37 protein-coding genes and 1 pseudogene are annotated in these 26,003 nt (G+C 38.1%); 20 read left to right on the forward strand and 18 right to left on the reverse strand.

The window, feature by feature from the left end:
- Positions 1-185 precede the first annotated feature (185 nt).
- From HJG58_RS19000 to HJG58_RS05980, 10 genes and pseudogenes are all read right to left on the reverse strand, one after another.
- Positions 186-458, reverse strand: a pseudogene (locus tag HJG58_RS19000) (hypothetical protein); the annotation flags it as partial.
- A 3-nt stretch (positions 459-461) separates the two neighbouring features.
- Positions 462-686 carry a hypothetical protein gene (locus HJG58_RS05940; RefSeq protein WP_170248238.1) on the reverse strand — a complete coding sequence of 75 codons (225 nt, stop codon included), beginning with the start codon at positions 684-686 and terminating at the stop codon, positions 462-464.
- The gene (locus tag HJG58_RS05945) at positions 679-1,155 is read right to left on the reverse strand and encodes a DNA N-6-adenine-methyltransferase (protein WP_170248255.1); all 477 of its coding nucleotides are present in this window, start codon (positions 1,153-1,155) and stop codon (positions 679-681) included. Before HJG58_RS05945 ends, HJG58_RS05940 begins: the two co-directional genes overlap by 8 nt.
- The gene (locus HJG58_RS05950; protein WP_170248256.1) at positions 1,152-1,328 is read right to left on the reverse strand and encodes a hypothetical protein; all 177 of its coding nucleotides are present in this window, start codon (positions 1,326-1,328) and stop codon (positions 1,152-1,154) included. The genes HJG58_RS05945 and HJG58_RS05950 overlap by 4 nt, the downstream gene beginning before the upstream one ends.
- A complete protein-coding gene (locus HJG58_RS05955; protein WP_000854669.1) occupies positions 1,325-1,582 on the reverse strand; it encodes a hypothetical protein in 258 nt (85 codons plus the stop codon). The genes HJG58_RS05950 and HJG58_RS05955 overlap by 4 nt, the downstream gene beginning before the upstream one ends.
- A complete protein-coding gene (locus HJG58_RS05960) occupies positions 1,579-2,898 on the reverse strand; it encodes a replicative DNA helicase (protein WP_170248257.1) in 1,320 nt (439 codons plus the stop codon). The genes HJG58_RS05955 and HJG58_RS05960 overlap by 4 nt, the downstream gene beginning before the upstream one ends.
- Complete coding sequence (locus HJG58_RS05965; RefSeq protein ID WP_068568587.1) at positions 2,898-3,722, reverse strand: hypothetical protein; 825 nt, start codon at positions 3,720-3,722, stop codon at positions 2,898-2,900. The genes HJG58_RS05960 and HJG58_RS05965 overlap by 1 nt, the downstream gene beginning before the upstream one ends.
- A complete protein-coding gene (locus HJG58_RS05970) occupies positions 3,722-3,880 on the reverse strand; it encodes a hypothetical protein (RefSeq protein ID WP_001109087.1) in 159 nt (52 codons plus the stop codon). The genes HJG58_RS05965 and HJG58_RS05970 overlap by 1 nt, the downstream gene beginning before the upstream one ends.
- A 41-nt stretch (positions 3,881-3,921) precedes the next feature.
- The gene (locus tag HJG58_RS05975; protein WP_000049343.1) at positions 3,922-4,296 is read right to left on the reverse strand and encodes a helix-turn-helix domain-containing protein; all 375 of its coding nucleotides are present in this window, start codon (positions 4,294-4,296) and stop codon (positions 3,922-3,924) included.
- A gap of 10 nt (positions 4,297-4,306) precedes the next feature.
- Positions 4,307-4,507, reverse strand: a complete 201-nt coding sequence (locus HJG58_RS05980; RefSeq protein WP_001077692.1) for a helix-turn-helix domain-containing protein — start codon at positions 4,505-4,507, stop codon at positions 4,307-4,309.
- A gap of 113 nt (positions 4,508-4,620) precedes the next feature.
- On the opposite strand from HJG58_RS05980, the gene HJG58_RS05985 reads away from it, so the two are divergent.
- The 14 genes from HJG58_RS05985 (at position 4,621) to HJG58_RS06050 (ending at position 10,533) form a co-directional block, all read left to right on the forward strand.
- Positions 4,621-5,283 (forward strand): LexA family protein, encoded by a 663-nt coding sequence (locus tag HJG58_RS05985; RefSeq protein WP_025466410.1) that lies wholly within the window; start codon positions 4,621-4,623, stop codon positions 5,281-5,283.
- Between the two features lie 20 nt (positions 5,284-5,303).
- The gene (locus HJG58_RS05990; RefSeq protein WP_000370478.1) at positions 5,304-5,519 is read left to right on the forward strand and encodes a hypothetical protein; all 216 of its coding nucleotides are present in this window, start codon (positions 5,304-5,306) and stop codon (positions 5,517-5,519) included.
- A gap of 155 nt (positions 5,520-5,674) precedes the next feature.
- Complete coding sequence (locus HJG58_RS05995; protein ID WP_068543841.1) at positions 5,675-5,938, forward strand: type II toxin-antitoxin system HicA family toxin; 264 nt, start codon at positions 5,675-5,677, stop codon at positions 5,936-5,938.
- Between the two features lies 1 nt (position 5,939).
- Positions 5,940-6,392: a type II toxin-antitoxin system HicB family antitoxin gene (locus HJG58_RS06000; RefSeq protein ID WP_068543839.1), complete on the forward strand. Its 453-nt coding sequence runs from the start codon at positions 5,940-5,942 to the stop codon at positions 6,390-6,392.
- Positions 6,393-6,416: 24 nt separating this feature from the next.
- Complete coding sequence (locus HJG58_RS06005; protein ID WP_068543836.1) at positions 6,417-6,869, forward strand: hypothetical protein; 453 nt, start codon at positions 6,417-6,419, stop codon at positions 6,867-6,869.
- A gap of 285 nt (positions 6,870-7,154) precedes the next feature.
- Positions 7,155-7,364 carry a hypothetical protein gene (locus HJG58_RS06010; protein WP_170248258.1) on the forward strand — a complete coding sequence of 70 codons (210 nt, stop codon included), beginning with the start codon at positions 7,155-7,157 and terminating at the stop codon, positions 7,362-7,364.
- Positions 7,361-7,570 (forward strand): hypothetical protein, encoded by a 210-nt coding sequence (locus HJG58_RS06015; RefSeq protein WP_170248259.1) that lies wholly within the window; start codon positions 7,361-7,363, stop codon positions 7,568-7,570. The genes HJG58_RS06010 and HJG58_RS06015 overlap by 4 nt, the downstream gene beginning before the upstream one ends.
- Before the next feature lie 7 nt (positions 7,571-7,577).
- Positions 7,578-7,892, forward strand: a complete 315-nt coding sequence (locus tag HJG58_RS06020; protein ID WP_128202745.1) for a hypothetical protein — start codon at positions 7,578-7,580, stop codon at positions 7,890-7,892.
- Positions 7,893-7,894: 2 nt separating this feature from the next.
- Entirely contained in the window at positions 7,895-8,773 is an 879-nt protein-coding gene (locus HJG58_RS06025; protein WP_170248260.1) for an ATP-binding protein, read from the forward strand.
- Positions 8,774-8,783: 10 nt separating this feature from the next.
- Positions 8,784-9,152 (forward strand): hypothetical protein, encoded by a 369-nt coding sequence (locus tag HJG58_RS06030; RefSeq protein ID WP_170248261.1) that lies wholly within the window; start codon positions 8,784-8,786, stop codon positions 9,150-9,152.
- Positions 9,153-9,156: 4 nt separating this feature from the next.
- Positions 9,157-9,570: a hypothetical protein gene (locus HJG58_RS06035; protein WP_170248262.1), complete on the forward strand. Its 414-nt coding sequence runs from the start codon at positions 9,157-9,159 to the stop codon at positions 9,568-9,570.
- On the forward strand, positions 9,567-10,049 hold the full coding sequence (locus HJG58_RS06040; RefSeq protein ID WP_170248263.1) for a TRM11 family methyltransferase: 483 nt from the start codon (positions 9,567-9,569) through the stop codon (positions 10,047-10,049). Before HJG58_RS06035 ends, HJG58_RS06040 begins: the two co-directional genes overlap by 4 nt.
- The gene (locus HJG58_RS06045) at positions 10,046-10,333 is read left to right on the forward strand and encodes a hypothetical protein (RefSeq protein ID WP_016653786.1); all 288 of its coding nucleotides are present in this window, start codon (positions 10,046-10,048) and stop codon (positions 10,331-10,333) included. The genes HJG58_RS06040 and HJG58_RS06045 overlap by 4 nt, the downstream gene beginning before the upstream one ends.
- Positions 10,333-10,533 (forward strand): helix-turn-helix transcriptional regulator, encoded by a 201-nt coding sequence (locus HJG58_RS06050; RefSeq protein WP_001291525.1) that lies wholly within the window; start codon positions 10,333-10,335, stop codon positions 10,531-10,533. Before HJG58_RS06045 ends, HJG58_RS06050 begins: the two co-directional genes overlap by 1 nt.
- A 141-nt stretch (positions 10,534-10,674) precedes the next feature.
- Here HJG58_RS06050 and hchA read toward each other — a convergent pair whose 3' ends face one another.
- The 4 genes from hchA to HJG58_RS06070 form a co-directional block, all read right to left on the reverse strand.
- A complete protein-coding gene (gene hchA / locus HJG58_RS06055) occupies positions 10,675-11,550 on the reverse strand; it encodes a glyoxalase III HchA (protein WP_170248264.1) in 876 nt (291 codons plus the stop codon).
- A gap of 207 nt (positions 11,551-11,757) precedes the next feature.
- Entirely contained in the window at positions 11,758-12,768 is a 1,011-nt protein-coding gene (locus HJG58_RS06060; RefSeq protein ID WP_170248265.1) for an NAD(P)H-quinone oxidoreductase, read from the reverse strand.
- A 33-nt stretch (positions 12,769-12,801) separates the two neighbouring features.
- Entirely contained in the window at positions 12,802-13,698 is an 897-nt protein-coding gene (locus tag HJG58_RS06065; RefSeq protein ID WP_170248266.1) for an AraC family transcriptional regulator, read from the reverse strand.
- 158 nt (positions 13,699-13,856) lie between these two features.
- Positions 13,857-14,675, reverse strand: coding sequence for an undecaprenyl-diphosphate phosphatase (locus HJG58_RS06070; protein WP_002116515.1), 819 nt, complete (start codon positions 14,673-14,675; stop codon positions 13,857-13,859).
- 353 nt (positions 14,676-15,028) lie between these two features.
- Here HJG58_RS06070 and HJG58_RS06075 point away from each other — a divergent pair, with 353 nt between their 5' ends.
- A complete protein-coding gene (locus tag HJG58_RS06075; RefSeq protein ID WP_170248267.1) occupies positions 15,029-15,829 on the forward strand; it encodes a PaaX family transcriptional regulator C-terminal domain-containing protein in 801 nt (266 codons plus the stop codon).
- A gap of 106 nt (positions 15,830-15,935) precedes the next feature.
- Complete coding sequence (locus tag HJG58_RS06080; RefSeq protein ID WP_170248268.1) at positions 15,936-16,928, forward strand: fatty acid desaturase family protein; 993 nt, start codon at positions 15,936-15,938, stop codon at positions 16,926-16,928.
- A gap of 48 nt (positions 16,929-16,976) precedes the next feature.
- On the opposite strand, the gene HJG58_RS06085 is transcribed toward HJG58_RS06080, so the two are convergent.
- On the reverse strand, positions 16,977-18,002 hold the full coding sequence (locus HJG58_RS06085) for an AraC family transcriptional regulator (RefSeq protein WP_170248269.1): 1,026 nt from the start codon (positions 18,000-18,002) through the stop codon (positions 16,977-16,979).
- A gap of 153 nt (positions 18,003-18,155) precedes the next feature.
- Here HJG58_RS06085 and HJG58_RS06090 point away from each other — a divergent pair, with 153 nt between their 5' ends.
- Positions 18,156-18,854: an NAD(P)H-dependent oxidoreductase gene (locus HJG58_RS06090; protein ID WP_170248270.1), complete on the forward strand. Its 699-nt coding sequence runs from the start codon at positions 18,156-18,158 to the stop codon at positions 18,852-18,854.
- Positions 18,855-19,452: 598 nt separating this feature from the next.
- Positions 19,453-20,964 (forward strand): OmpP1/FadL family transporter, encoded by a 1,512-nt coding sequence (locus HJG58_RS06095; RefSeq protein ID WP_170248271.1) that lies wholly within the window; start codon positions 19,453-19,455, stop codon positions 20,962-20,964.
- A 58-nt stretch (positions 20,965-21,022) separates the two neighbouring features.
- Here HJG58_RS06095 and thrH read toward each other — a convergent pair whose 3' ends face one another.
- Entirely contained in the window at positions 21,023-21,640 is a 618-nt protein-coding gene (gene thrH / locus HJG58_RS06100; RefSeq protein WP_170248272.1) for a bifunctional phosphoserine phosphatase/homoserine phosphotransferase ThrH, read from the reverse strand.
- 184 nt (positions 21,641-21,824) lie between these two features.
- Here thrH and HJG58_RS06105 point away from each other — a divergent pair, with 184 nt between their 5' ends.
- Both HJG58_RS06105 and HJG58_RS06110 read left to right on the forward strand, forming a co-directional pair.
- Entirely contained in the window at positions 21,825-22,559 is a 735-nt protein-coding gene (locus HJG58_RS06105) for a phosphoadenylyl-sulfate reductase (protein ID WP_068565648.1), read from the forward strand.
- Between the two features lie 171 nt (positions 22,560-22,730).
- Positions 22,731-24,116, forward strand: coding sequence for a WS/DGAT/MGAT family O-acyltransferase (locus HJG58_RS06110; RefSeq protein WP_170248273.1), 1,386 nt, complete (start codon positions 22,731-22,733; stop codon positions 24,114-24,116).
- A 27-nt stretch (positions 24,117-24,143) separates the two neighbouring features.
- On the opposite strand, the gene HJG58_RS06115 is transcribed toward HJG58_RS06110, so the two are convergent.
- Entirely contained in the window at positions 24,144-24,317 is a 174-nt protein-coding gene (locus HJG58_RS06115) for a PA1571 family protein (protein ID WP_002116397.1), read from the reverse strand.
- A 139-nt stretch (positions 24,318-24,456) separates the two neighbouring features.
- The gene (gene rng, locus HJG58_RS06120) at positions 24,457-25,911 is read right to left on the reverse strand and encodes a ribonuclease G (protein ID WP_005064412.1); all 1,455 of its coding nucleotides are present in this window, start codon (positions 25,909-25,911) and stop codon (positions 24,457-24,459) included.
- Positions 25,912-26,003: the final 92 nt, after the last annotated feature.

The raw sequence follows: 26,003 nt of genomic DNA on the forward strand, positions 1-26,003 counted from the left end.
ATGCCGTCGTAGTAAGGATTACGATCTTTCTGATAATCGCTTTCTGCTCTTGAATAGAGCTTTTCAATTTGTTCTAAGGCACTGTTAATTTGCTTTTTGCGATGAATTGCCAGACTTCTATGTCCTTTGCGACTTTGCTCATAGAACTCACAATGTCTAGTTTTGATCTGTAATTTACGCTCAAGCTCATCCACCCGCTTTTGCAGCTCTGCTTTCTCATCTCTTAAACCAAGCAGTTTTTCAGCTTGTGTTTCAATCACTTCGTTTTGATAAACGAGCTTTTGACCTTGCTCTTTTATGTTGTCGTTAAGCATCTGATTTCTGCGTTGCAGCTCCTCCACTTTCGCTTGCATTGACTGCTGACCAGCTTCATAGGCAATGCGACAGCAATTGGCATGAAGCAGAACCATATTGCCTTGAGTGCCTAACCATTCGTTAAATGTCATTGGTTTATCCATTCTTCACCCCAATCTATTGAGCTTGTCAGCTTCGTTAATGTGCGCTTCAGTTACTTTGCAGTTAGGCGAAATGCGGTTTTCTATGGGGAAGTCGTCTCCGATCAGCTCTAGAAAGTTCTCGTGAAGCACCTTTGCGAACTCAGGATGCAATTCTTGTAAACTCCCAACTGGCTCGGGCAGAGAAGGCACATTCATGGCGACGATGTCTTTTGCTTTAAACTCACTCATGGCTGGCTCCTTTGTCCCACTGGACATCTTTAAGACTTGGACGGAATACGACAACACAGCAACCGAATGGCGCATTAGATGAAGAACCACCAAACTTTAAACGCCCACGAATAAAATGGATTTCACGCCCTAAACAATAGTCTTGAAACCAGCGTGCATCAGTTCTAACTGGAACCAATGCAACAACTGTATGTCCTTGTTCTGCTGTGTAAGCTGCTTTTGCTATCCAGTCTACGATCTCACGGCCGTATGGAGGATTCATCCAGCAAGTACCGGTCCACTCTTGCTTTAAACCGTTTTGTTCTGGGCTAAAGAATCGTTCACACTTTGCATTTTCAGGCAGAGCACAAACGTCTAAATCAAAGTTAAATACTCGATCCAATTTTTCGAAAAAATCTTGCGGCGTTGACCATACATCTGTTCTATTTTCAGCAAGACCAAACAGCTTGCTTTGCGCCATTGTGTTCATACCGCCTCCTTGTAACGTTTAGTAATGGCTTCCTGCTTAAGCTGGTCTAGCATTTTCAGCTTTCTTAATTTCTCGTATAGGTTCGCTGCTGCTCTTGTTTCTTCATTACGAGTACCGAGGTTGTACGCTCTACGCAGCTTCATCATTGAGTTGTAATCTGCAAATTCGATCATGCTTTCAGCTCCCCTTTAACATTCAGGATGTCTTTTGCGTATTGAGTTGCCTTGTAATGATTTTTCCCAACACGTTCGAAATATTTCCATTCAACAAATTTTTGAAGATTGCTGTAGATGGTTCCTCGATTGAAATCAAACACTGATTCCTTCACGTCTTTGACACTGAAAGGCGCTGATGCATGACAGCCAAACACGAGTAAGCTAAGCTGGTCATCAAAGTTTAATTTCTTTGTTCTATTTAAAGTTTTCACGCTGCACCTCTCTCTTCTTCTCGAATAGTCACAAAACGGCAGATATCTAAGCGGTCCATAACTCGAACTACGCCTTTCTTGCCATGACGATTTTTAGCAACGATTAATTCGGTGACACCTGACGGTAGGTCGTCTTCACCAATGATTGGATTCGCTAGGATGATTTGGTCTGCATCTTGTTCGATCTGACCTGATTCTTTTAGATCTGATGCTTTAGGGCGCTTGCCTTTCTCAGACTCACGATTAAGCTGTGCCAATGCGATAACTGGGCAATCAAACTCTTTAGCCAATGCCTTTAAATCACGGCTAATTGAGCTCACTTCCTGGTAACGGTCTTTCTTACTTGGGTCACGAACCAACTGAAGGTAATCAATTACGATACAGCCAAGTTTCTTGTACTTACGTTTCGCTTTACGAGCCCAAGAATGTATTTCTGCAATTGTCGGCTTTTGCTTGTCTTCGATATGGATTGGCAAAGAACTGAATCGTCTTTGAGCATCTGCAAATTGAGCCAACATCCCATCAAATAATTCAGCGTTATGAATGTTGTCATAAGGAATTTTGGTTAATGCTGAGATGCAGCGGTTTGTGAATGTCTCCACATCCATTTCCGCAGATACAACCAATACAGGCTCGTTGTATCGCACTGCTGTCTGAATAACTAACATTTGAGCCAGAGTTGATTTACCTGAACCAGGACGACCACCCACGATGCAGAAGTGTCCTTTTTGAATTAATCCAACAAGGTTATCCAGGTGAGTTAAGTTAAACTTTACGCCTGTGTACTGCTTGTTAGCTTTAGCCTCAGCCTTTTGGATTAAACGATCTGTAGCACGGTTCATAGCCTCTTCAAATGTGAAGCTGGTTTTCTCAACATCGTTTGAAGTTTTCTTTCCATCTAGGATGCTTTCTGCTGCAATGTGAACGTCAGGGATTGTTAAGTCTTTAGCAATCTCAGCAATGCTTTGACCAATATGCTCAACTTCACGGTGTGCCTTGAACTTGTTTAGTTCTGCAACATAAGACTCCAGGTTGTAAAAGCTTGAAGGCGCTTCGCTGCTCATTTGAAGCAGGTATTCAGAACCACCCATCAAATGAATTACGTTTTTTTGTTTAAGCTGCTGCTCAACCATAACGAAGTCATAAGGCTTGTTTTCGTTAGCAAGGTCAGCAATAGCCTGGAAGATTTGCTTATGGCGCTCTGGAAAGAAGCACTCAACATCAAGATCGTTACTTACAACATCAAATGATTTGTCTACAGTCATCAATGCTGTAAGAACTGCTTGTTCCATAGGGATGTTATGAATATTCGACATTACCAATCCCCCATGTCTGCTTTGAGTTCAGAAGGATTGATGTTTTGTGCAACACCGCTAGCTTGTTGGAATAAACGCTCTAAGAGCTTGCAATCACGCTTAACCCACTTCACGAAATTTGAATACATCTGAGTGCTTGTTACTGCACCAGTGATGATTTTGTTTTCGTAGTGTGGGTTGATTTCAAGAAGTAATTCTTCAACTTGAGCTTGATTGATTTTTGGTAAACCTGATCTTTGCATCCAAGAATTCAATTGTTGTAAATCTGGTTTCCAGATATTCAGAACTTCATCAACTGGATTTTCTTGTGTGCTCTCCTCTCTATAAATATTTTTATATAATTCTATTGTGTCTTTAGTTTCTAAAGTGCTGGCGCTTTCGTTAGTAAAGTGCTCGCGCTTTACTTTCTGTAGTGCTTTACTTTCTAAAGTGGTATTGCAGTTTTTAAAGTGCTCGACTAATGACACCTCATTAATTCTGTATTCATTACCCTTTCTTGAATCAGAACTAACAACAGTTACAACGCCTAAATCGGTTAATTCTTTTAGGCCTTTACGAACTGTAGTAGTGCTTAGTTTTTTAGAACCTTCAAGCTTGCCGCCCTGCAATTGAGAGTAACTTACAAAATCAGTAGTTTTGTCTTTAAAACCATTGATGCGGTCTTCCAGTTCAGCATACACATTACGTGCTGCATCACTAAGAAATGGACGCACATCACTACGATAAAGACGACTAGACATCACATAGCCCTTTTCGAACTTGTCTGTCATCTTGTCCCTACCTTTTGAAATTGGAATAATTTCAGCCTGCTTCAATGCACCCATCAAACACCTCTCAATACAAATGCAGCTAAATCAGCTTTCGCTTTAGCCAATGCCATAGAGTTTTCGAGAGTTCGATTAAGCACATAAGCCTCAACCGCTTTTTGAAACAAACTAATCTTCCGATTTAGTTCAATGTCTGCTAATATTTGATAGTTCATTTGGTCCTTCTCCGATTGAACACTAAGCCTGATCCACGAAATCAGGCTTTTTCTTTATATCCAAGCTCAAAACACATGCCGAAATCTTCAATGTCATCTTGAAAAAGATCGTCAATTGTTTGTTTGCTTTCCATCCACGCTTTTGACATCACAAAAAGCGCATTTAGTTTTTCCTCGCTAATCATTCGATATTTCTTGAGTACAGTTTTGAATCCAAGAACATCCAATAGCACTAAACAGTTCTCAAGCTCAGTCAAGCCATTGGATTTTCTATCATTTTTCATTCGTGATAATGTGCTTGGATCAATCCCCAACTGTTCAGCAACCTGACTTTGATTGCTTGATGCAAGGGCTTGCAAAACTCTAGAAACTTCATTTCTAGCCCTTGCACTCAATTCGGTTGATACTTTGCTCATGGTTTAGTTCCTAAGCGGTTAATTGTTCTGAACAATATTCCTTCCATAAATTTTCTAGTTTTCTTCCTAGATCATATGAAAGGCGTTTCCCACATAACCCGCGCTCTAAATCACTAACGTAATTCTGTGAGCACCCGATTTCTGCGGCTATAAATGTCTGAGTAAGACCCTTTTCCCTTAACTCAGAGATCATCTTCTGCCATTGATTCATGGGCGGTCTCCGATAATTTTTATTAAATATATAGGTTTTCCGATATTTATTCAATAGCCAAACCGATTGAAATATGTATCAGAATTCCGATAGAAGTAACAATGGACAAATTTATGGCTACTTTGGGCGAAAACTTAAAAGCAATTCGCAAAGCTAAGAAAATGACTCAAAAAGAACTGGCTATGAAGTCAGGTGTTAAACAATCTGTAATTTCTGATCTCGAAACAGGGAATGCCAAATCGACAGGCTCTATACTTGAGTTGGCTACCGCACTTGGTGTTACCGCAGAAGAGTTAAAAAAAGGCATTGTCAGTAAGTTTGATAATAACGTTGAGCCTATAACTAAAAAGCTAATTCCCGTTCTTTCTTGGGTGCAGGCAGGAACAATGACATCAGTAGAAGCTATCGATCCTAATAAAATAAATGAATGGTTGCCACCCCTTAGTGCAGATGATCCAGATGGATGTTTTTATTTAAGAGTTGTTGGCGTAAGTAATTCCCCAAAATATGAAGAAGGTGACTATATTTTAGTTAATCCAAACTATCAGGTTTGTGATTTACTTCCTGATGATCTAATTGTTGTTCGAAATAATACAGATGCAACCTTTAAAAAGCTTGTAATTGAAAGCGATCAGCGCAAATACCTGCAAGCCCTAAATCCTAACTTTCACCCGAATATTATTGAATTTGAAGACGGTATGGAACTGGTAGGCTTGGTTATTGATGCGTTTAGGCCCCTAGGTGGATCACGCCCAAAGCGTGTTAGAAAAAGTTAAATTAAGGTTTTAGGTGATACATGGACAACTCTAAACTACCAATCAACCAGATTATTGCTCGCATCAATGATGCTGCGAAACATGGTGAAGCTTTGGTGCTAACAGCCGAAGAAGTGAAGATCCTCTCAAAGGACATTGGTGATAAAGTCTTTATTCCAGTCCTTACAAATGAACAAGTAGTGCAGTTGGTAAAAGAAGGAAAGCTTGGACAACGGATTGATAATACAAAAAAGTAAAATCGTATGAGTAAGAAGGGTAGACAGCAACACCCTAAAGCAAATTAAACCGCGGCTCGACACGATTCTATAGAAATTAATGAAGGGTTAAATTTAATCCACAAAAGTGCAACTAAATTTTAGTTGCAATATTTTTTAAATACAAGGAAAATAATGTGACCAAAGCAGAGAAATTATTAGAACGATTTTTCACTAATCCTCCCCCTAAAAATTTTAAGTGGAATGATTTCGTTACAATGATGGAACGCTTAGGCTTTACTCTAGTATTTAATGGAAGAGGTAGCTCCCATTGCATATTCTACAAAGATAATCCAAAAATCGTACTTAACTTCTTAAAACCTCATCCAAATGATGAGTTAAAAGTTATTTATGTGAAGAAGGCAAGAGAGTTCCTTAGAGAGCATGGCATTGGAGTATAAAATGAAAGAAACTTTTAAATATAAGGGCTTTGAAGGCTCAATGGAGTTCAGTTCAGAAGATGAATGCTTAGTAGGCGAGGTCTTATTTATACGTTCTAAAATCATCTATATCGGTGAAACTTATAGTGAGTTAAAAAAATCTTTTGAAGAGGCTGTTGATGCTTATATTCTCCATTGTGAAGCAAACAATATTAAGCCAGAGAAACCATGTAGTGGAACCTTTAATGTGAGAGTTGGCACTCATCTTCATCAAGCGGCTATTAAGCTTGCATATCAAAATAACATCTCGCTTAATGAAGTGGTGATACGAGCCTTAGAGCATTTTCTAGCAACTGAACACTCAGAAAGTAGCAATTTCACAGTTAATTTAAAAAATAGCCCAGTCAATATTATGAATATCTCTCAAAGAAATATTGTTTTACCTAAAAAACGTAATTCAGAATATTTTAATTAATTTTTAAAGCTATAAGGATGATCAATGAGTAATTCTAGAGATAAAAAAACGAATCTAGCATTAAGTATATTGTGTGACTCAATAGATGGTTCTGAAGACAATATTGAGTTTCCAATCACACTAGTTGTTGGTGGGCAACTTATAACTGGACTAATTATTAGTGAAAAAAATTTTTATAATTTAGAATCAAATCAGGCCCTTAAGCCGATTTATGAATTGATTTATAAAGAAAAATCTGAATATTTTAATACGAATGGTTCTTTTAAAAATGAAGATATAACTGATGAAGAAATTGATAAAATTCCAGATACTCTTTGGCAAAGATTTTTGTATTTAAAAGATGCAAGATATATGACTGGGAATACATTTGTTCCCAGTGAAAATAATCAAGGGTCTGCAATACAAGTTAGGGTATCAGATATTGTTGCTTTTAACTTTGGAACATTTACTACCGCGAAAAACGATGATGATGCTTAATATTTAATTTGCCCACTCTAATTGTTATTGCAGTGTTTAGTTTAATAAATGATTCCGGAGCGACTGGCGTAATTTGAATATTTACTTTTGACATAGTTATACCTCCAACCCACCCTGTGTGGGTTTTCTTTTGTCTATTAAAACACAAAAAATCGGAATTTCTATAAAAATATCGGATTCCCTATTGACTAATAATATCGGAAATGCGATATTTATCTCATCGACAAACAAAAACCGCCATAGGGGTCAGAGTCTAGGCGGTTTGCATCAAATGCGGAGATAAGTATGAATCAAAGAATTGAAAAGTACAAGTTTAGCCAAGCTGCAATAGACAGCTTCAAAGGCTTCTTAGGTGGCTCGGTGCTATCTATGGTCATCGGTGTTTTTATCGTAGTCCCTTTCCTTCGTTCATGTGCCGACGAGCAACACGTCAACGAACTCAAAGCAAAACAGAACATGTATGTGCGTGTGCAAGTGGAAGGAGCTAACTCATGAATATGTTAGCCAATATCTCGTTTGATGCTGCTCAATCAAAGCTTTTAAAGGACTTGAGCAAACATCCTGAACTATTAGCCGGTGCAGTCGAATACGCATTCCAGCGTGGTGATATCGACCCTAAAGAGTACCGCAACTGGAAAAGCCAGATTGCAGAAATGGAGCATCAACACACTGCAAACCTTCTGGCGACTATTAAAGCGTGAGGTGTGTATGGGCTTTTTCTTCAATGCAGAATTTCTTGAACAGTTTGGTTTCAGTGTTGGTGAAGAAGATGAAGCAACTCACTACAGCACTTTTGGTGGCAGCGATTGGAAATTGAAAGCTAATAAAGACCAGATGTTCTACTGGGATGCCCTTTCAAAATCTTGGAAAAGATGGGCATTAACTCTAGAGCACTGCACACCGATCGGCGAGAAAGAACCAAATTACAAATGCGGACCAGTTAATCAAGTCGTAGTTATGAAAGACGAAACGACTCACGAACTGTCTCCAATTTACTCAGATTCGAAATATAAAGGTGATTAAAGATGAACATGCAAAGTAAAGAACAGTTCTCTTTCACTAAAGCAGAACGTAAAAAAGCAAAGCTTAAGCTAAATCTTAATGGCGCCAGTGGTTCGGGTAAAACCTACTCTGCCCTTGTGTTGGCTTCAAGTCTTGGCAAAAAGATTGCAGTTATTGATACAGAAAACGAATCTGCATCTTTATATGCAAATGAATTTAACTTTGACACATTGCCATTAAAACCGCCCTATAGCCCTGAACGTTTTGCAGGCGCGATCCATGCAGCACATAACATGGGCTATGAAGTTCTTATCATTGATAGTGCTAGTCATGAATGGATTGGAACTGGTGGATGTTTGGAAATCAACGATGAAGCAGCTAAACGTTTTAAAGGTAACACTTGGTCAGCTTGGTCAGAAACTACACCACGTCACCGCAAATTTATTGACGCGATTCTTCAAACAGATATGCACATTATCACTACAACTCGTGCAAAAACTGAGACTGTACAAGGTGAAAAAGGAAAAGTTATCAAACTTGGTATGAAAGCTGAGCAGCGTGAAGGCTATGAGTATGAGCTTACCGTTTCACTCGATATGTTGCATGAAAATAAATTAGCAATCCCCACAAAAGACCGAACCAAACTTTTTAATCCAACAGGCGAAGTAATCACAAAGGAAACTGGCGAAAAGCTCATTGCTTGGCTTAACGATGGTCGCAGCCAAGAAGAAGCGCTTCAAGCTGCTTTTGATGAAGCTATCAAGCGTATCAATGCAACTACAGATGTTGCTGAACTTGGAATCATCTATTCACAGTTCAAAGGTACTGATTGTGAAGCTGAAATAGTTAGCGCTTGTAGTAGTCGCAAGCATTCTTTAATTGGCACACATGGCAATGCGTGAGGAAGGCAGCATGACAGATCAAGAATACAGAGGGAATATGAACTACCCTTTTCAAGATCACATCGTCTTGAATGTTGAAGAAAACGTAGTGCCCTTCCCAAGAACAAATCTACATAAGTGCCAACATTCTCAAGTTGAAATTGACACTAAAGCTTTGGAACTTATATGCATGAAGTGCGGAGCAAAAGTAAATCCTGTGATGTGGATCAAAGACACTATGAAATATTGGTCAATACAACAAACAAGGATTACAGAGCAGAAAAGGAAGGTTAGTGAAGACCTTGAGGAGCTAAAGAAAAGAGCCCGAACCAAGTGTCAGCACTGCAACAAGATGACTGCTATTAACTTAAAGAATTTAAAATTTACAGTAATTGGGTGATGACATGACAGATTTGAATAAGGGAAGTGAAGTTAATCTACGCTTTGAGCAAGATGATGGTGCTGTTTGGGTCTTTGATGGAGATAGCCACCAAGGAACTGAAATCAGTCATTTAATGATGATGCATAGCGATGAATATAACGAAGATGAATTACGTGTTATTTGTAACCATGCAGCATGTGAAATTGACAGGCTTAGAGCAGAGCTAGAAAAAGCCAAAGCTCAGGCGGTGCCAGTCTGGATATCAGCTGACTTCATGAAGCCTGATGAAGGTGATTTAGTTTTAGGTATTTCAACAACAAAGCTAGCAAAATTTAATGTTTATCAAGTTGTAGCTTTAGATGAGTTTGATGAATGTGCGATTAATTATTGGATGCCATTGCCTAAGGCACCAAGCGAATCGGGAGCTGAGGGATGAATGCAAAAATTTTAGATCCTTGTTGCGGCTCTCGCATGATGTGGTTTGATCGTCAAAACCCTAATGTAGTGTATGGCGATATCAGAAAAGAAGAACATACATTATGTGATGGTCGGTCTTTAGTGATTGAACCGGATGTAATGATGGACTTTCGCGACATGCCTTTTAAAGATGGCCAATTTACTTTAGTTGTGTTTGACCCTCCTCACCTAGTGAAAGCTGGTAAACAAAGCTGGTTAGCTGCCAAGTATGGAAAGTTGTCAGAAGATTGGCGCGAAGATATTCGCAAAGGTTTTGCAGAGTGCTTTCGAGTGTTGGCCAATGGCGGTGTTTTAATTTTCAAATGGAATGAAACACAGATCAAAGTTAGTGAACTTTTAGAGCTCACAGATCAAAAACCATTGTTTGGCCACATTAGCGGAAAACGCAGCAATACACATTGGATTACTTTTATGAAGGTTGAGGGAGCTGAGGGATGAGTGAATCAATTTTTTATACCATTCCAAGAGAATGCCCAAATTCTAGATATGAGTTGGAATTCAAAGATATCGAAACATGGCTGGAGCAGGATTTAGAGTTTGTTGGCACTGAGTGTGCCCAAGACTATTTTGATAATCATGATGGCTGGGAATCTTCATGGCCTTTAGAAATTCGCATCTTTAAAGATGAACAATCTATTGAGCCGATAGCATCACTTATTGTTGAGATGGAAATGGAGCCACATTTTAGTTCAAGTGTTAAAGCGGAAAGTAAGGAGGGGTAATGTCAGAAAAGCAAAGTCGTTTGCTTGACTTGAAGGCGGTTGAATTAAAAACCAGCCTTCCAAAGTCAACTATCTATGACTGGATGAAAACAGGCTACTTCCCTCCTTCTATGTTATTTGGAGAGGGCAAAAGAAAAATTGCGAGATGGCTTGAATCTGATATAGACTGTTGGATAGAAAAGCACAGAATGGCATCCTAAAAAGGATGCCTTATTTGTTTGAGGGCTTTACTTTTTACGGTACGAGTTACGGTATCAAAAATAATTAAAAATAAAATAACTAAATAAAACCTAATTTTAACTATTAAATTCGAGTCCCGCAGGGCGCACATACTTAATACGTTAATCCTTCACTTCAGCCAACAATGTTTCAGCTGCAAGTTTGCCTAAATTATTAGAAGCAAGCGGACTATCACCAGTTAGCAATTTACGGTCTCTATGACATTGACCTGTAATGCCCTTATTTAAAATTTCCACACCAAGTTTTTCAAGGTTTTCACCCACTAGCCAAGGTAAAGCTCCAGGCATATAACCGATATCAATATTTGCTCCCTTATCTAATGAATCAGGGAATACACAAATTTGATAGCCTTTAAAAATATAGTTTTCTGGCTGTTCATCTACAGCCGCAGCAAGTAATGAAGCTGGACCATGGCATAATGTAATAATAAATTTATCATGCTCAACCGCCCATTTAAGAACTTTTTTCACCTCAAGGCTATGTGGAATTTTAGCTAATACGCCATGCCCACCCGGAATAAATATAGCCGCATATGGTGAGTTTTCACCGACTGCATTTTCTAAAATGTCAGCTAGTTTTAGCGGATTTTTTAATTTATCTGCATATTTCTGAAAGGTGTCTAACACCACTTGTTCTTGCTTTGGCATTGCCCACATTTCAAGTTTGGCTGGATTTCCTGAAAGTGTCGCAATATCAATTTCGAAGCCAGCATTATCTAAATGAAACATCGGTAAAAGCATTTCTACAGGATGATTACCTGTTGAGAAGAACTTACCGTTTTGCATCTGGATATAACGCTCATCAGTTGCAATCATTAAAACTTTTTTATTGCCTGCATACGGCGTTGTATAGGTTGTGCCATCGTAATCTGTTTTAGGAGCAGTGTATTGACTCAGTGAATATGGTGATGGGAAAAAGGCATTATCTTCAGCCAAATCTGGAGTAGGATTTTTATCATCAATATTTGCAGTATTCATTGTTACTATCCTTTTTCATCAGTATGGAAAGAAATAATAAGGTAAGAACCAATTGTTATTTCTTACTCAATTTATAGGTGAAGTTATAGAACTGGTGCAATCTGCCAATAGAATTTGGCAATTTTTATAGAGAAATAGGCAGAATCTAGAATTATAAAATTTCAGTTTAGGCAAACATGTCATTCACCTAAACTGTCACAGATAAGATTAAGCATTCATCTCTAAAACGATCTTTCCAATATGGTCACCTTGCTCCATACATGCATGAGCACTTTGTACATCTGAAAAAGCATACGTCTTATAGATTTGCGGTAAACACTTACCTTGTGCCAATAATGGCCACACATGCTCATGCAAAGATTGGGCAATCTGGGCTTTTTCTTGGCTATTACGTGCGCGCATCGTTGAACCTGTAATTGTGGCACGTTTTAAAATCAGTTTTTGTAAATCAAATTCTTTTGCAATTCGTCCACCCATAAAACCAATAATGACCAATCGGCCATCACGTTTTAATAGATTTAGGTTTTTCGTGAAATAAGAACCGCCTACAATATCTAAAATGACATCAACACCTTGATCTTGAGTGTGCTTCAAAACTTCCTGCTCAAAATCTTGGGTTTTATAGTTAATTGCTGTGGTGAAACTAGAGAGTGCTTCAACTTTATCTTCACTACCAACCGTAGCAAAAGTTTTAATCCCCAAAGCATGGCAAATGGCTAAAGCTGTGGTTCCAATACCACTTGCCCCACCATGAATCAGTGCAGTTTCATGTTTCTGTAAACGGCCAATATCAAATAGATTTGCCCAAACTGTAAAAAATGTTTCTGGAATCGCAGCAGCTTGTGTAAAAGATAAATTTTCAGGAATTGGTAATACTTGAGTTGCAGTTACCGCACAATATTCTGCATAACCGCCGCCATTTGTTAGCGCACAAACTTTATCACCAACCTTGAATTGATCCACTTGGTCACCTACAGCGACCACAACACCAGCGACTTCAAGTCCCGGTATTTGAGTAACACCTTTAGGCATTGGATATAATCCCATACGCTGCAAAACGTCAGGACGGTTAATTCCAGCAGCCTTTACCTCAATCAAGACTTCATCTGCCTGAGGTGCTGGAAGACTAGCATCTTGAACTTTTAGAACCTCAGGTCCACCAGGAGCCGTAATTTCAATAATTTTCATGGTTGTTGGAAGGGTCATAAAATGCTCCATGTTTGATTTATATTTCAAAATTACTAATCTACGTTAAATAATTGAGGACTTCGGTGGAACGCCAAACAGTCGTTTAAATTCTCGGCTAAATTGTGAAGCACTGACATAACCCACTTCATAGGCTGCTTCTGCGATTCCCATTTTATTGTTCATGATCAACTCACGTGCTTTATGTAACCGAGTAATTTTGATGTACTGTAAGGGAGAATAATTCGTCACCTTTTTAAAAGTCTGATGAAAAAGCGATATGCTCATGCCCGCTTGTTTCGCCAAATCTTGAACCGTTAAGTTATAATAATAATCACGCTGAATAATTTCACAAATGGTGTAAATCACACCATTGCGGCTTACCATAGCCGATAAACTCTCGACTAGATTGCCGCCTGAAGCCTGCACCACACGATAAACCAATTCTCTTTTAACTTGCTCACCCAATATAAAAGTATCTTGTTTAGAACGAAGTAAATTGAGTAATCGTAGAGCAACCTCCGAAATAGTCACATTCATGTCAATCACTCTAAGCCCACAGCTTAATTTTAAATCTTCTGAATGAGCATCTTCAGTAACCACTTGTTGTTGTTTATCCATTTTAGTAATGAGATCAGCCATCATTTGTGGTTCAAATTTTATGGCTATCGCCAGCATTGGTTCATTATTTTCAACAACAGTATCGCAATCAAACGGTATAGCAATAGAGATAAATAAGCACTGCCCTTGTTTAAATGGAAAGATTTCTTTACCAATATACCCTCGCTTTAATCCCTGTATCACTAAAACAATTGAAGGCTCTTGCAGCACAGCAATCGGTGGTGTGGAATGATCTACACGCATTAAAGTGATATTAGAGATAAAAGTAGGATAGAGGCCTTCTGCTGGAGCCAAGTGCAAAAAAGCATCGACCAAATGTTCTGTAAGATGATTTTGCGGCATAGTTTTATTGTGAGAGGTAATCTAATAATCAATATAACAATGAACCCAAAATGAAAACATCTGTCTTACGTTTACTTTGTATAAATAGGCAATTCAAATCAATTTTTAGGCATAAAAAAACCTAGAGCATTCTAGGTTTTTTCACTTTATCAGGCTATTTAAGCAGATAAATTAAAGAACATGGCTGCAATTAAAATAATTACACCGAGGACAATTCGGTACCAAGCAAATACACGTAAAGTGTGACGTTCTACAAACAGTACCAATGCTTTTACAACAAACAGCGCAGCAATAAAAGCAGCAACGAAACCTACGCCAATATTAACCATATTGTCTGAGGTGAGTACGTCGGCATTTTTAATTAAATCAAAAGTCGCAGCGCCCAACATGGTTGGCATAGCAAGGAAGAAAGAGAATTCTGTAGCAGCTTTACGTGATAAGCCCGCAAACATTCCGCCTACGATTGTTGCGCCTGAACGTGAAGTTCCTGGAATCATCGCCACACACTGAGCAAGACCCACTAAAAGCGCTTGCTTAAAAGTAATTTTAGTTGCATCGAGTGTCTTATGTTCAAATTGTCTAGATTCAACCCAGAAAATGATCAGGGCACCAACAATTAAGGCAATCGCAACCACAATTGGGCTAAATAGAACACTTTTAATAAAGTCTACTGCCAAAACCCCAATAATAACTGCTGGAAAGAATGCAATAAGCACACTAATCGCAAAATGACGTGATTCCACATCACCACTAAAGAATCCCTTAATCAAGTTAATAATTTTTTGTCGGTATAACCAGCACACTGCCAAAATAGCACCTAACTGGATTACGACCTCAAATACACGACCGCCGTCTGAGTGGAAATCGATAATATGACCAAATAAAATTAAATGACCTGTACTCGAGATGGGTAAAAATTCAGTTAAGCCTTCGACAAAGCCTAAAAACAGTGCTTTTATAACTTCAAAATTTTCCATAACTTGCTCAAAGAAAGTTAATCATTAGAACGACCTAAAATTTGTTTTATCGCAATTGGTAAGTCTCAAATTAGACTTAACACATGTTCAATATCAGATCATTTCTAACGTTTGTGGTTATTGCCCCTAGTTAAAGGCAGTTTATTTAAAGTGCGATAATGTATCACATCATGATGACAAACTTGGGTTAACTATCGTAAAAAGATAAAACTTGGTTAAGAACTGCCAAGGTTTTTCTTGTTATAGATAAAGCTTTTTACCTTTACTTACTCTACAAAATGATCTTAAAAAGTCCTTAAAAAAACATGATATTATTCTGATCAAATGCAGTTCATCTCAAAAATTCAATCTGAATGAAAAATACCAAAATTAATGCACGCCATCTCATTATCGATTTATTTCTTTCCTCGGCCTACCCTCAACTCACCATTAAACAAATATTGATTGCCGCTAAACTTTTTAATATGAGTGACAACGGTATTCGTGTGGCTACGACTCGGCTATTAAATGAAGGCATGATAGAAAGTGTAGAACGCGGTATTTATCAACTTTCGCCATCAACCAAAGAATGGGCAAAAATCATTTTGAACCGCAAAAATGGCATTAAACAAACCAAAGAATGGCAACAGTATTATCTTGCAGTATTTACAGGCACATTAGGTCGCATAGATCGCACCGCTTTAAAAAAGAGAGAACACGCTTTACGTCAATTTGGTTTTAGAGAACTCGAAACTGGAATTTATATACGTCCAGATAATTTAGCGTATAGCTTTGAAAAAACATGTGAAGAACTCATTTTAGCCGGGCTTGAAAATGAAGCTAAAATTTCTATTATTCAAAAATTTGATTCAAAAACAGTTTCGTTAATTCCTTCTTTGTGGGATACCCAACAACTTGAAAAAAACTATGAAATGTATAGTCAAGATATTCAAGAATGGCTTTTGAATTATAAAAATTTATCCTTAAATGAGGCCGCTACCCAAGCTTTGTTATTAGGACGTGAAACAATTACCTTACTCATGAATGATCCTCTACTACCCTCTCCATTTGTTAACGAGCATGCCCGCAATCAATTTGCTCAAAATGTACAACAACTCGATTCGATTGGACAAAAGATATGGCAGAAACTTTATGAAAATGAATTAGCTCACTAACGGGCGATTTATTTTTTTACAAACAAATATTTCACTTTTTAAAATTTTATAATTATATTTGTAATATTAAATATGAATACCAAAAATCTGTTTTGGGAGAATAAAAATGAATGCACAAGTGAGTGTGACCGATCTATTTAGCAGAGAAGAAATACAGGAACTCACACAACCTTCAGATATATACGGTGCTTGGGCTGTTGCTAGTACGTGGGCCGTTATTGGAGGAACATTTGCTAGCTTAATCATGATGTGGGATTACTTACCTAACTGGGGAAAATTACTTGCTTGTATGCTAGCTTTAGCTATATTGGCAGGTCGCCAGTTATGCCTAGCAATTTTGATGCATGATGCATCTCATAAGAGCTTATTCAAAAATAAAAAAATAAATGACTTTGTAGGCGAATGGCTATGCGCCCGTCCAATCTGGAATGATCTACAAAAATATCGCGTACATCATGTTCGTCATCATGCAAAAACCTCTACTCCAGATGACCCAGATCTTTCTTTAGTTTCTGGTTTTCCTGTAAGCAAAAAATCGCTTACTCGTAAATTTTTACGCGACTTAACGGGTATGACGGGATTAAAGTTTAGCTTTGGTCGAGTGTTAATGGACCTAGATCTAATGAAATGGACAGTTGCAAATGATCAAGTCTGGTTAGACCGCAGCCATAAACATCTTGTTGATTATGCCAAAAGTCTTGTAAAAAACAGTAGTGGAGCCATTGCAACCAACGCAGCTCTTTATAGTGTTTTAAAGGCATTTGGTCAGCAACGTTTTTATTGGTTATGGCCTTTAGCTTATTTGACCCCATTTCCATTATTTTTAAGAATTCGATCAATGGCGGAGCATGCAGGTATGCAAACGAGTCTTACAGCCTTAACAAATACACGAACAACACGTGCAGGTTGGATTGCTAGAAGTTTTGTGGCGCCTATTCATGTCAATTACCATATGGAACATCATTTAATGGCTTCGGTGCCCTACTTCAAATTGCCGCGTATGCATCGTTTATTGAGAGAGCGTGGCCATGTTCCGGCACCACCTAGCTATTTTAAAGTGATTGAATCTCTCTCATCTAAGCCAGAACAATCTACTTAATTAATTCATATGATAAATGAAAGGCCATGAAGTTAAATTTATGACCCTTTAATTTGAATCCGCCATTTTATGCTGGGTTTGGAAATATTTAGGCGTCATCCCCATCCAGCGCTTAAACGCACGAGTGAAGTGAGAAGTCTCGGCATAACCTAGCATTAAAGCGACTTTTTCGATCGACATGTTATTTTGAGCTAAAAGTTTCTGGGCATGCTCCTTTTTCAGTGAGTCTACCAAGAGGGTAAAACTAGTATGATCAAGAGCTAAATAGCGTTGCAAAGTTCGCTCCGACATATTCATGATATGAGCCACTTGCCCAACTTTTAATGCGTCAGTATTCCTATTTAAAAGCAATTTTTCGGCAACTTGTTTGACTTGCCCTTTCCAACCACTTTTTAAGTTTAATTTCTCTATATCCCGCTTACATTGTGCATTTAACAACGGCGCTAGCATTGGGTCTGCTGTTAAAACAGGCTGTGCTAAATACTCTTTTGGGAATATCCAACGATTAAACTTTTGGTTAAATAAACAAGTCACAGCCAGTTGATGACTGATTTGGTCAAAACCTATCGGCTCTGGCATTTGTAATTCAACCTTTCCTAAATGAGAAAGTCCTGTTAATTTTTTCGCAATTTGGACAAAACCGAGTAGCAAAAAAATGTTGGCATTTGGGCTCAGCTGAAATGCATTGACGGGCTGATGAATGGACCAATATGCATCATTATTTTCTTGTTTTAATTCTGGTTTAAAAACCTTACAACGTGAACCAATGAATTGTTCAAGTATTTTCAGCGCTTCTCCTAAATTTGGAGAAACTATGGCAGCCATTCCTACTGAACCATAACATGAAGCCGTCATGCTTAAAACTAAATATCCTGCCAGTGCTGGCTCTTTGCATAACTCAATCGCCCGCTCAATAAGCTGATTTAAGGTATTAAACTCAACATACCAATATGGTTTTTTTAATTGATCTACTCTTATGCCGCTTCCATCTAAAAGCTGCTCGCAAGAGACACCCCACCGCTTAACAGTCTCGACGATTAAGTTAATATAAGTTCCGGGTAATTCTGGATTCATGAGTAACCCATTGAGCAAAATAAATGGCGCGAAATGGTAAAAACTGTCAGTTCATGAACTATGCCATGCTTTTAAATTCAGGCATAGTGATTCAAAACAAAATCCGCTTAATTGCACTAAACAGTACAATTTCTGAAAAACACAGGTGCCCCTATGAATATCCTGATTGTCCATGCTCACCCAGAACCACAATCTTTTACAACCGCGTTAAAAAGCAGAGCTAAACAAACTCTAGAAAAATTGGGACATCGCGTAGAGGTTTCAGATTTATATGCCATGCAATTTAACCCTGTTTCATCCAAAGAGGATTTTTTAGAGCTTAATCAGCCTGACTATTTTAACTATGCACTAGAACAAAGGAATGCCAGTAAAAATCAACTTCTAGCTCCAGATATTCAAGCAGAAATTGAAAAGGTAAAAAAAGCAGATCTAGTCATTTTAAATTTCCCACTTTATTGGACATCTGTGCCAGCAATTTTAAAAGGTTGGATTGATCGCGTATTTGTCTCAGGGCTTTTTTATGGAGGCAAACGGTTTTACAACCACGGCGGCATGGTAGGTAAAAAAGCGATGTTGTGTTTAACACTCGGTGGTAGAACACACATGTTTGGAGAAAACTCTATTCATGGTCCAATTGAAAATTATTTATCCCCGATTCAACGTGGTACTTTGGCATATGCTGGTTTTGAAGTCCTGCCTCCATTCATTGCTTACCATGTACCTTATATTAGCCAAGAAGCACGAGAAACCCTTCTTGAAGACTATGTAATCTACCTTACTCATTTGGACCAGCTTGAGTCATTAACATTTCCAAAGCTTGAGCAATTTGATGAAAAACTATATCCACTCTAATGCTATGTTTTAGCTATAAAAGTTAAATAACCGAATCTAGATTGTTATTTACAGTTTTTTATCGCATATAACTTTCAAATATAGAATCCAAATTCGCTCAAAAAATAGATCAAATGGTAAAAAAATTAAGGTAAATTTTTTTATAAGGCTAAGAATATAAAACTGAATCAATAATATACAGATGTAGAGAAACGAGACTTATCAACTAAAAATGACAACTAATACTCATTTCATAATCACTTAATTCATATTTTTACAAAAAAATCTTTGACCATTTTTCTTGGATTTGTGACAAAAATGTCATAAAAATAAAGACCATTACTAATAGATAAAAAATATAAATATCAATAAATTAAATTAATTTAACAATACAAATATTCCTTCATTTTTCATTCATTATTGACAGATTTTGTATAAAAAGTGAGTACTCTTCAGTTCATACAATAGATTTACTCTTATTTTAATTATGCTATTTTTGTTACATGGAGTTATCAAAGCTTCTATTACTTGTAATTAGGAGCTTTGAAGGCAACACAGTTTAAACGGTTTAACTCTGTTACTTTTAAAAAAATGTCTTGAAGTTCAAGGAAAGATTAAAATGAAATTAAAACATCTGAGCACTGCAATGATTTTAGCAATGCTGCCTGCAACTGGGGTTTTTGCAGCAGCATTGGATCGCTCTGGACAATCAATGTCTGCATTCTTCCAACCGGGTAATTATTTTGAAGCAGGTATTTCTGTTTTAGACCCAGATGTAGCGGGTAAAGAAGCAGGATCAAGCGCAACACGCCGCGATATTGGCGATATGGCTAATGATTATTACTTTCCAAGTGCGGCATTAAAATTACAACTCAACGATAAATTCTCTTTCGGTCTACTCTATGATCAACCATTTGGAGCAGATGCAGAATATTCAGGCAACAATGTATTCGTTTCAAATCCAGGCACTGATACTATTTTAAGTCAAAAGGCATTAACTGACTTAGCAACCAGCTCAATTAACAAGTTAGTTCAAGCATCTGGATCAGCATTTACACCAGCTCTTATAGCTGTGACGAATGCTACTGGCGGTGATCCTACAAAACCAACTCAAACAGAGATCTTAGGTGCATTACAACAAGTTGCTGCTGGAGGAAATACAACTGTAGGTGCAGGACTGACAGCATTACAAAACACCCAAGCTGCTATTAATGCTGCAAATAATTATTTAGGTACAGGTGGAACTAAAGTTAAAGTTGATACACAAAATTTATCTTTTGTTCTTGGTTTCCAACCAAATCAAAACTTCAATTTCTACGCAGGTCCTGTATTACAAACCGTAAAAGGTAATGTAAGTCTTCGAGGTCAAGCTTACAGCCTTTATAATGGTTATGACGCAAATATTAAAGAAACTACAGGCGTTGGTTGGTTAGCAGGTGCAGCTTATCAAATTCCTGAAATTGCACTTAGAGCATCTTTAACCTATCGATCTGAAATTGATCATAAAGTGAATATTAATGAAGACTTATCTATATTAAATTTCCCTGGTCTTACTTCAGTACTTGCTGGTTTAGATGTTCCTGCCTCTAAACTTCAAGCTATTAATTCAGAAGGCAAAACTACAATTACTACCCCTCAATCTGTAAACCTTGATTTCCAAACAGGCATCATGGCTGATACTGTTGCATTTGCGAATGTACGTTGGGTGAACTGGAAAGATTTCTCAATTCAACCATATAAATTTGGCAAAGTCTCAGAAGCTGTAGGTGGGCTTGTTGGACGTCCAAATGGCTTTAACCTAGTTGAATACTCCGATGACCAATGGTCTGTGAACGCTGGTGTAGGCCGTAAACTGAATGATAAATGGGCTGGTAATATGTCTGTAGGCTGGGACTCTGGTGCAGGTAACCCTGTAACAACACTAGGACCAACAGAAGGTTACTGGAACGTAGGTTTAGGTCTTCAATATAGCCCTACTCCACAAACATTTATTGCTGGTGGCGTAAAATACTTCTGGTTGGGTGATGCTAAAGCTCAAACAGGTGCACAAGCAGGTAGTGATGAATATGTTGCAGACTTTTCTGACAACAATGCCATCGCTTATGGTTTAAAACTTGGTTATAAATTCTAAGTTTCAAAACTCATTCATATAAAAAAGGCGCTTAAAGCGCCTTTTTTATTATTTATTTTTAAGCTGGAATTGTACGCTGTGAAACTGAACGGATTGCTTCTTTTAATGCATCATATCCGTGAATCGCTGGAAATTGTGGAAACTCAGCAATCACATTTTCTGGTGCATCAAACAAGAAACCATGGTCCGCTTCACCAAGCATGGTTGTATCGTTATACGAATCACCTGCAGCGATTACACGGAAATTCAAGCCATGCAGTGCTTTAACACACTCACGTTTTTGATCTGGTTGACGTAGTTTATAAGCGGTAATCATGCCTTCTTCATCTGTCTCTAACTTATGACAGAAAATTGTTGGCCATCCTAATTGCTTCATTAAAGGATGTGCAAATTCATAGAAAGTATCTGACAAGATCACAAGTTGGAAATGAGTACTTACCCATTCAACAAACTCTTTTGCACCTGGTAATGGCCCCATCTGAGCAATAACTTCTTGAATGTCGTTTAAACCTAAACCGTGTTGTTTTAAGATATTAAGGCGCTGAGTCATTAAAACATCATAATCCGGAATATCACGAGTTGTTGCTTCGAGTTCTTTAATCCCTGTTTTTTTTGCGAAATTGATCCATATTTCAGGAACTAAAACCCCTTCAAGATCTAGGCATACGATTTCCATGAATGCTTCCAACGTTGGTTAAAAATTGCTGTATCATACCATTAAGATTTTCAGTTTTGCGTTGTTATTGATCAAATCAATTTTATTCATAAGGATCGAAATTAAAGTGCTAAGCACTTTATCAACTATCCTTTAGAATATTTTTCATAACTCAATGCGCCCAAGCCTTTTGCCAGGAACACACATGACCGTTATTCCGACTATTGATATCGTAGATGCTCTTGCTGCTGAATATGCAACCAAAAGCCCTCGAGAAATTTTAGAACTTGCCTTAAGCCAACAAGGTGAAATTGCAATTTCATTTTCGGGAGCAGAAGATGTTGTGTTAATTGATATTGCTTCACGCTTAGGCAAACCTTTCCGTGTATTTAGTCTCGATACGGGCCGACTCCACGCTGAAACTTATCAATTTATTGAAACTGTCCGTAAACACTACAATATCAATATTGAAATTTGTTTCCCTGAATCTGAAGCTGTTCAAAACATGGTAAACGAAAAAGGTTTATTCAGCTTTTTTACAGATGGGCATCAAGAATGTTGCGGTATTCGAAAAGTTCAGCCTTTGCGTAAAAAACTTGCGACTTTAGATGGCTGGATTACGGGTCAACGCAAAGATCAAAGTCCTGGTACGCGTACAGAGATTCCAGTAGTACAAGCTGATGCAGGTTTCTCGGGTCCAGATAAGCAACTTATTAAATATAATCCTCTAGCGAACTGGACAAGTGCTGAGGTATGGAGCTACATCCGTATGATGGAAATTCCATATAACCCTCTTCATGAGCGTGGTTTTGTTTCTATTGGATGTGAACCATGTACGCGACCTGTATTACCAAATCAACATGAGCGTGAAGGACGCTGGTGGTGGGAAGAAGCCACTCAAAAAGAGTGTGGCTTACACGCAGGTAATATGAAAAAGTAATTGGATATCAAAAAACCACTGGCAAATCAGTGGTTTTTTTTATGTCATGTTCCGTACACAAAGTCATATTTTCTCTACTCTAAACGCTATATACTTAATTTTACGGTTCTATAATTCTAATAAGAGCTCATATAAGGGCTTCTTAGAAAAATGCATGAGGCACAATGATTTATGCGTCCATTACACCCAATTGATTTCATTTTTCTGTCACTTGAAAAAAGACAGCAACCCATGCATGTCGGTGGATTATTTTTATTTGAAATTCCTGAAAATGCACCAGAAACCTTTGTACATGATTTAGTAGAAGATATTAAACGCTCAAAGAGCATTCCTATTCCGCCCTTTAATAACCGCTTAAGTGGCCTGTTTTGGGATGAAGATGAAGAGTTCGATATCGATCATCACTTTCGCCACATCGCTTTGCCTCACCCGGGCCGTATTCGTGAACTTCTGGTTTATATTTCACTGCAGCATAGCTCACTAATTGATCGTGCAAAGCCACTTTGGACTTGTGACATTATTGAAGGAATCGAAGGCAATCGTTTTGCCATGTATTTTAAAATCCATCATGCCATGGTAGATGGTGTTGCTGGTATGCGTTTGATCGAGAAATCTCTATCAAAAACACCAGAAGAGAAACATGTTGTTCCTTTATGGTGTGTTGAGAGCAAGAGAGCTAAGCGTCTAAAAGTACCAACTCCAAGTACTAGTAAAATTAAAAGTATTTTAGGCGGTATTAAGTCTCAACTTGACATAGCTCCAAGAGTCATGCACGAGCTATCTCAAACCATATTCAAGGAAATGGGTAAAAATCCTGATTATGTTTCTACTTTTCAGGCACCAGTTTCTATTTTGAACCAAAGAGTCAGTGCTTCACGTCGTTTTGCGGCCCAATCATTTGAATTAAGCCGTCTTAGAAAAATTTCAAAAGCATTAGGCGTGACAATTAATGATGTTGTTCTAGCTGTATGTTCAGGCGCTTTACGTGAATATTTGATTAGCCAAAACAGCTTACCTAAAAAGCCACTTATTGCCATGGTTCCAGCTTCATTACGTACAGATGATTCTGACATGAGTAATCGAATTACCATGATTTTGGCAAATTTAGGGACGCATAAAGATCAACCGTTAGAGCGTCTAGAAATCATTCGCCGTAGTATGCAAAATTCAAAGCAACGCTTTAGCCGCATGACTGCGAATGAAATTTTAAACTATAGTGCGGTTGTTTATGGTCCGGCAGGATTAAACATCATGTCAGGAATGCTTCCTAAGCGTCAGGCGTTCAATTTAGTGATTTCCAATGTACCAGGACCACGTGAACCGCTTTATTGGAATGGCGCGAAATTAGATGCACTCTACCCGGCTTCGATTGTCATGGATGGACAAGCTCTCAACATTACCATGACCAGTTATTTAGATAAGCTTGAAGTTGGATTAACAGCTTGTCGAAATGCTTTGCCAAAAATGCAAAACCTTTTGACTCATTTAGAAGATGAGATTCAACGTTTTGAAGAAATTATTGCAGAAAAACAGCTGAAACATCATTCAGCAAGTTAGAAAATTAAGGGGCTTTGAATTGGCCCCTTATTTTTTGATTGTGCGGCACTGGTTAAGCAACTGATGACATACTGAACGAATCATTGCAGTTGTAATCGGTACTTCTTTACCTTGGTCATTCAACATATAGCAGCTATTTACTGGCGTGCTCTCTAAAACATGTTTAAGACCGTTGCTAATTAAATTTTCACTTACATTCATGGGTTATACCTCTTATTGTTTGCTAAGACGTTTAATAGGGAGAACGTCTAGGGCTACTGTATGTAAGTAGTATTTAAAATTCATGAATGAAAGTAAAATTTCAGTTGTAACAAGGATTAAGCGATATCTTGTTACAACTTTAACTTAAAATGATATCGTATTGCTCTTGCGTATATAAATTTTCGACCTGAAATTTAATAACACGGTTAATAAAATGCTCTAAATCGGCTACTGCTGGTGCTTCTGCTGTTAATAATCGGTCAATCACAGAAGGATGGGCAACAACAGTAAAGCCACTCGTTGACTCAAATGCACGGGTATATCGTAATATCTCACGAAATATTTCGTAACACACTGTCTCCGCTGTTTTGACAAAACCACGCCCTTGGCATGTTGGACATGATTCACATAACAAGTGTTCTAATGATTCACGAGTTCGTTTACGCGTCATTTCTACCAGACCAAGTTCTGAAACTTGAGTAATTTTGGTCTTCGCGTGATCTCGCTCAAGCATTTTCTCAAACTGACGCATCACCTCTTCACGGTGAGTTGCTTCTTGCATATCAATAAAATCAATAATCAGAATACCACCCAAATTACGCAGTCTAAGTTGACGCGCGATAACTTGAGTCGCTTCCATATTGGTTTTGAAAACCGTGTCTTCAAGACTACGACCACCTACATATGAACCTGTATTAACGTCAATCGTTGTCATGGCTTCAGTCTGGTCGATCATCAGATAACCGCCAGATTTCAAAGCTACGCGAGTTTGTAAGGCTTTTTGAATATCTTCTTCAACATTATAAAGATCAAATAGTGGTCTCTCCCCCGGATAATGGATGAGACGACTCTTCATATTCGGGACAAACTCATCTACAAACTCAAGCAGTTTTGCATGAATCTCTCGCGAATCTACATAAATCTTTGCGGTTTCTTCGCTTGCTAAGTCGCGAATAATACGTTGAGGTAATGGAAGTTCTTCAAAAATTAAAGAAGGAACAGCAACATCCGTCTGCTTGCGCTGGATGTACTCCCACAATTTGCTCAGATAACACATGTCCTGTGCAATTTCTGCCTCGTCCACACCTTCTGCAGCCGTACGGACAATCACACTACCGGGTAAATTATGCTCAGATTGAATACCTTCAATAATATTACGCAGACGATCTCGCTCTTCTTCAGACTCAATACGCTGCGAAACACCAATATGGTTGCCATACGGCATTAAAACCAAATAGCGAGAAGGGATTGAAAGATCTGTACTGAGGCGTGCACCTTTTGTGCCCAACATATCTTTCATTACTTGGACAGTAAGGGTTTGCCCAGGATGTAATAGCTCAAAAACATTCGGGGTAGGTTGTGAACGAGGCCAAACCATATCATTGATATGTAAAAAGGCTGTTCGAGACAAACCAATATCAACAAAGGCAGCTTGCATGCCCGGAAGCACTCGTACAACTTTACCCTTGTAGATATTGCCGACTAGCCCGCGTTTAACTGTACGCTCGACATACAGTTCATTAACAGTTCCATTTTCGATTAATGCCACCCGACACTCCATAGGCGTGACATTAATAAGTAGTTCTTCTGACATACATAAACTCAAAGCATTATAAAATTTTTTATTAAAGAGTCAGAGAAGCTGTTAACTTTAACGTTGTCTAGTGTTCATCGACAATGCTATTC

The organism is Acinetobacter geminorum (assembly GCF_013009345.1).
Taxonomy (GTDB): Bacteria; Pseudomonadota; Gammaproteobacteria; order Pseudomonadales; family Moraxellaceae; genus Acinetobacter; species Acinetobacter geminorum.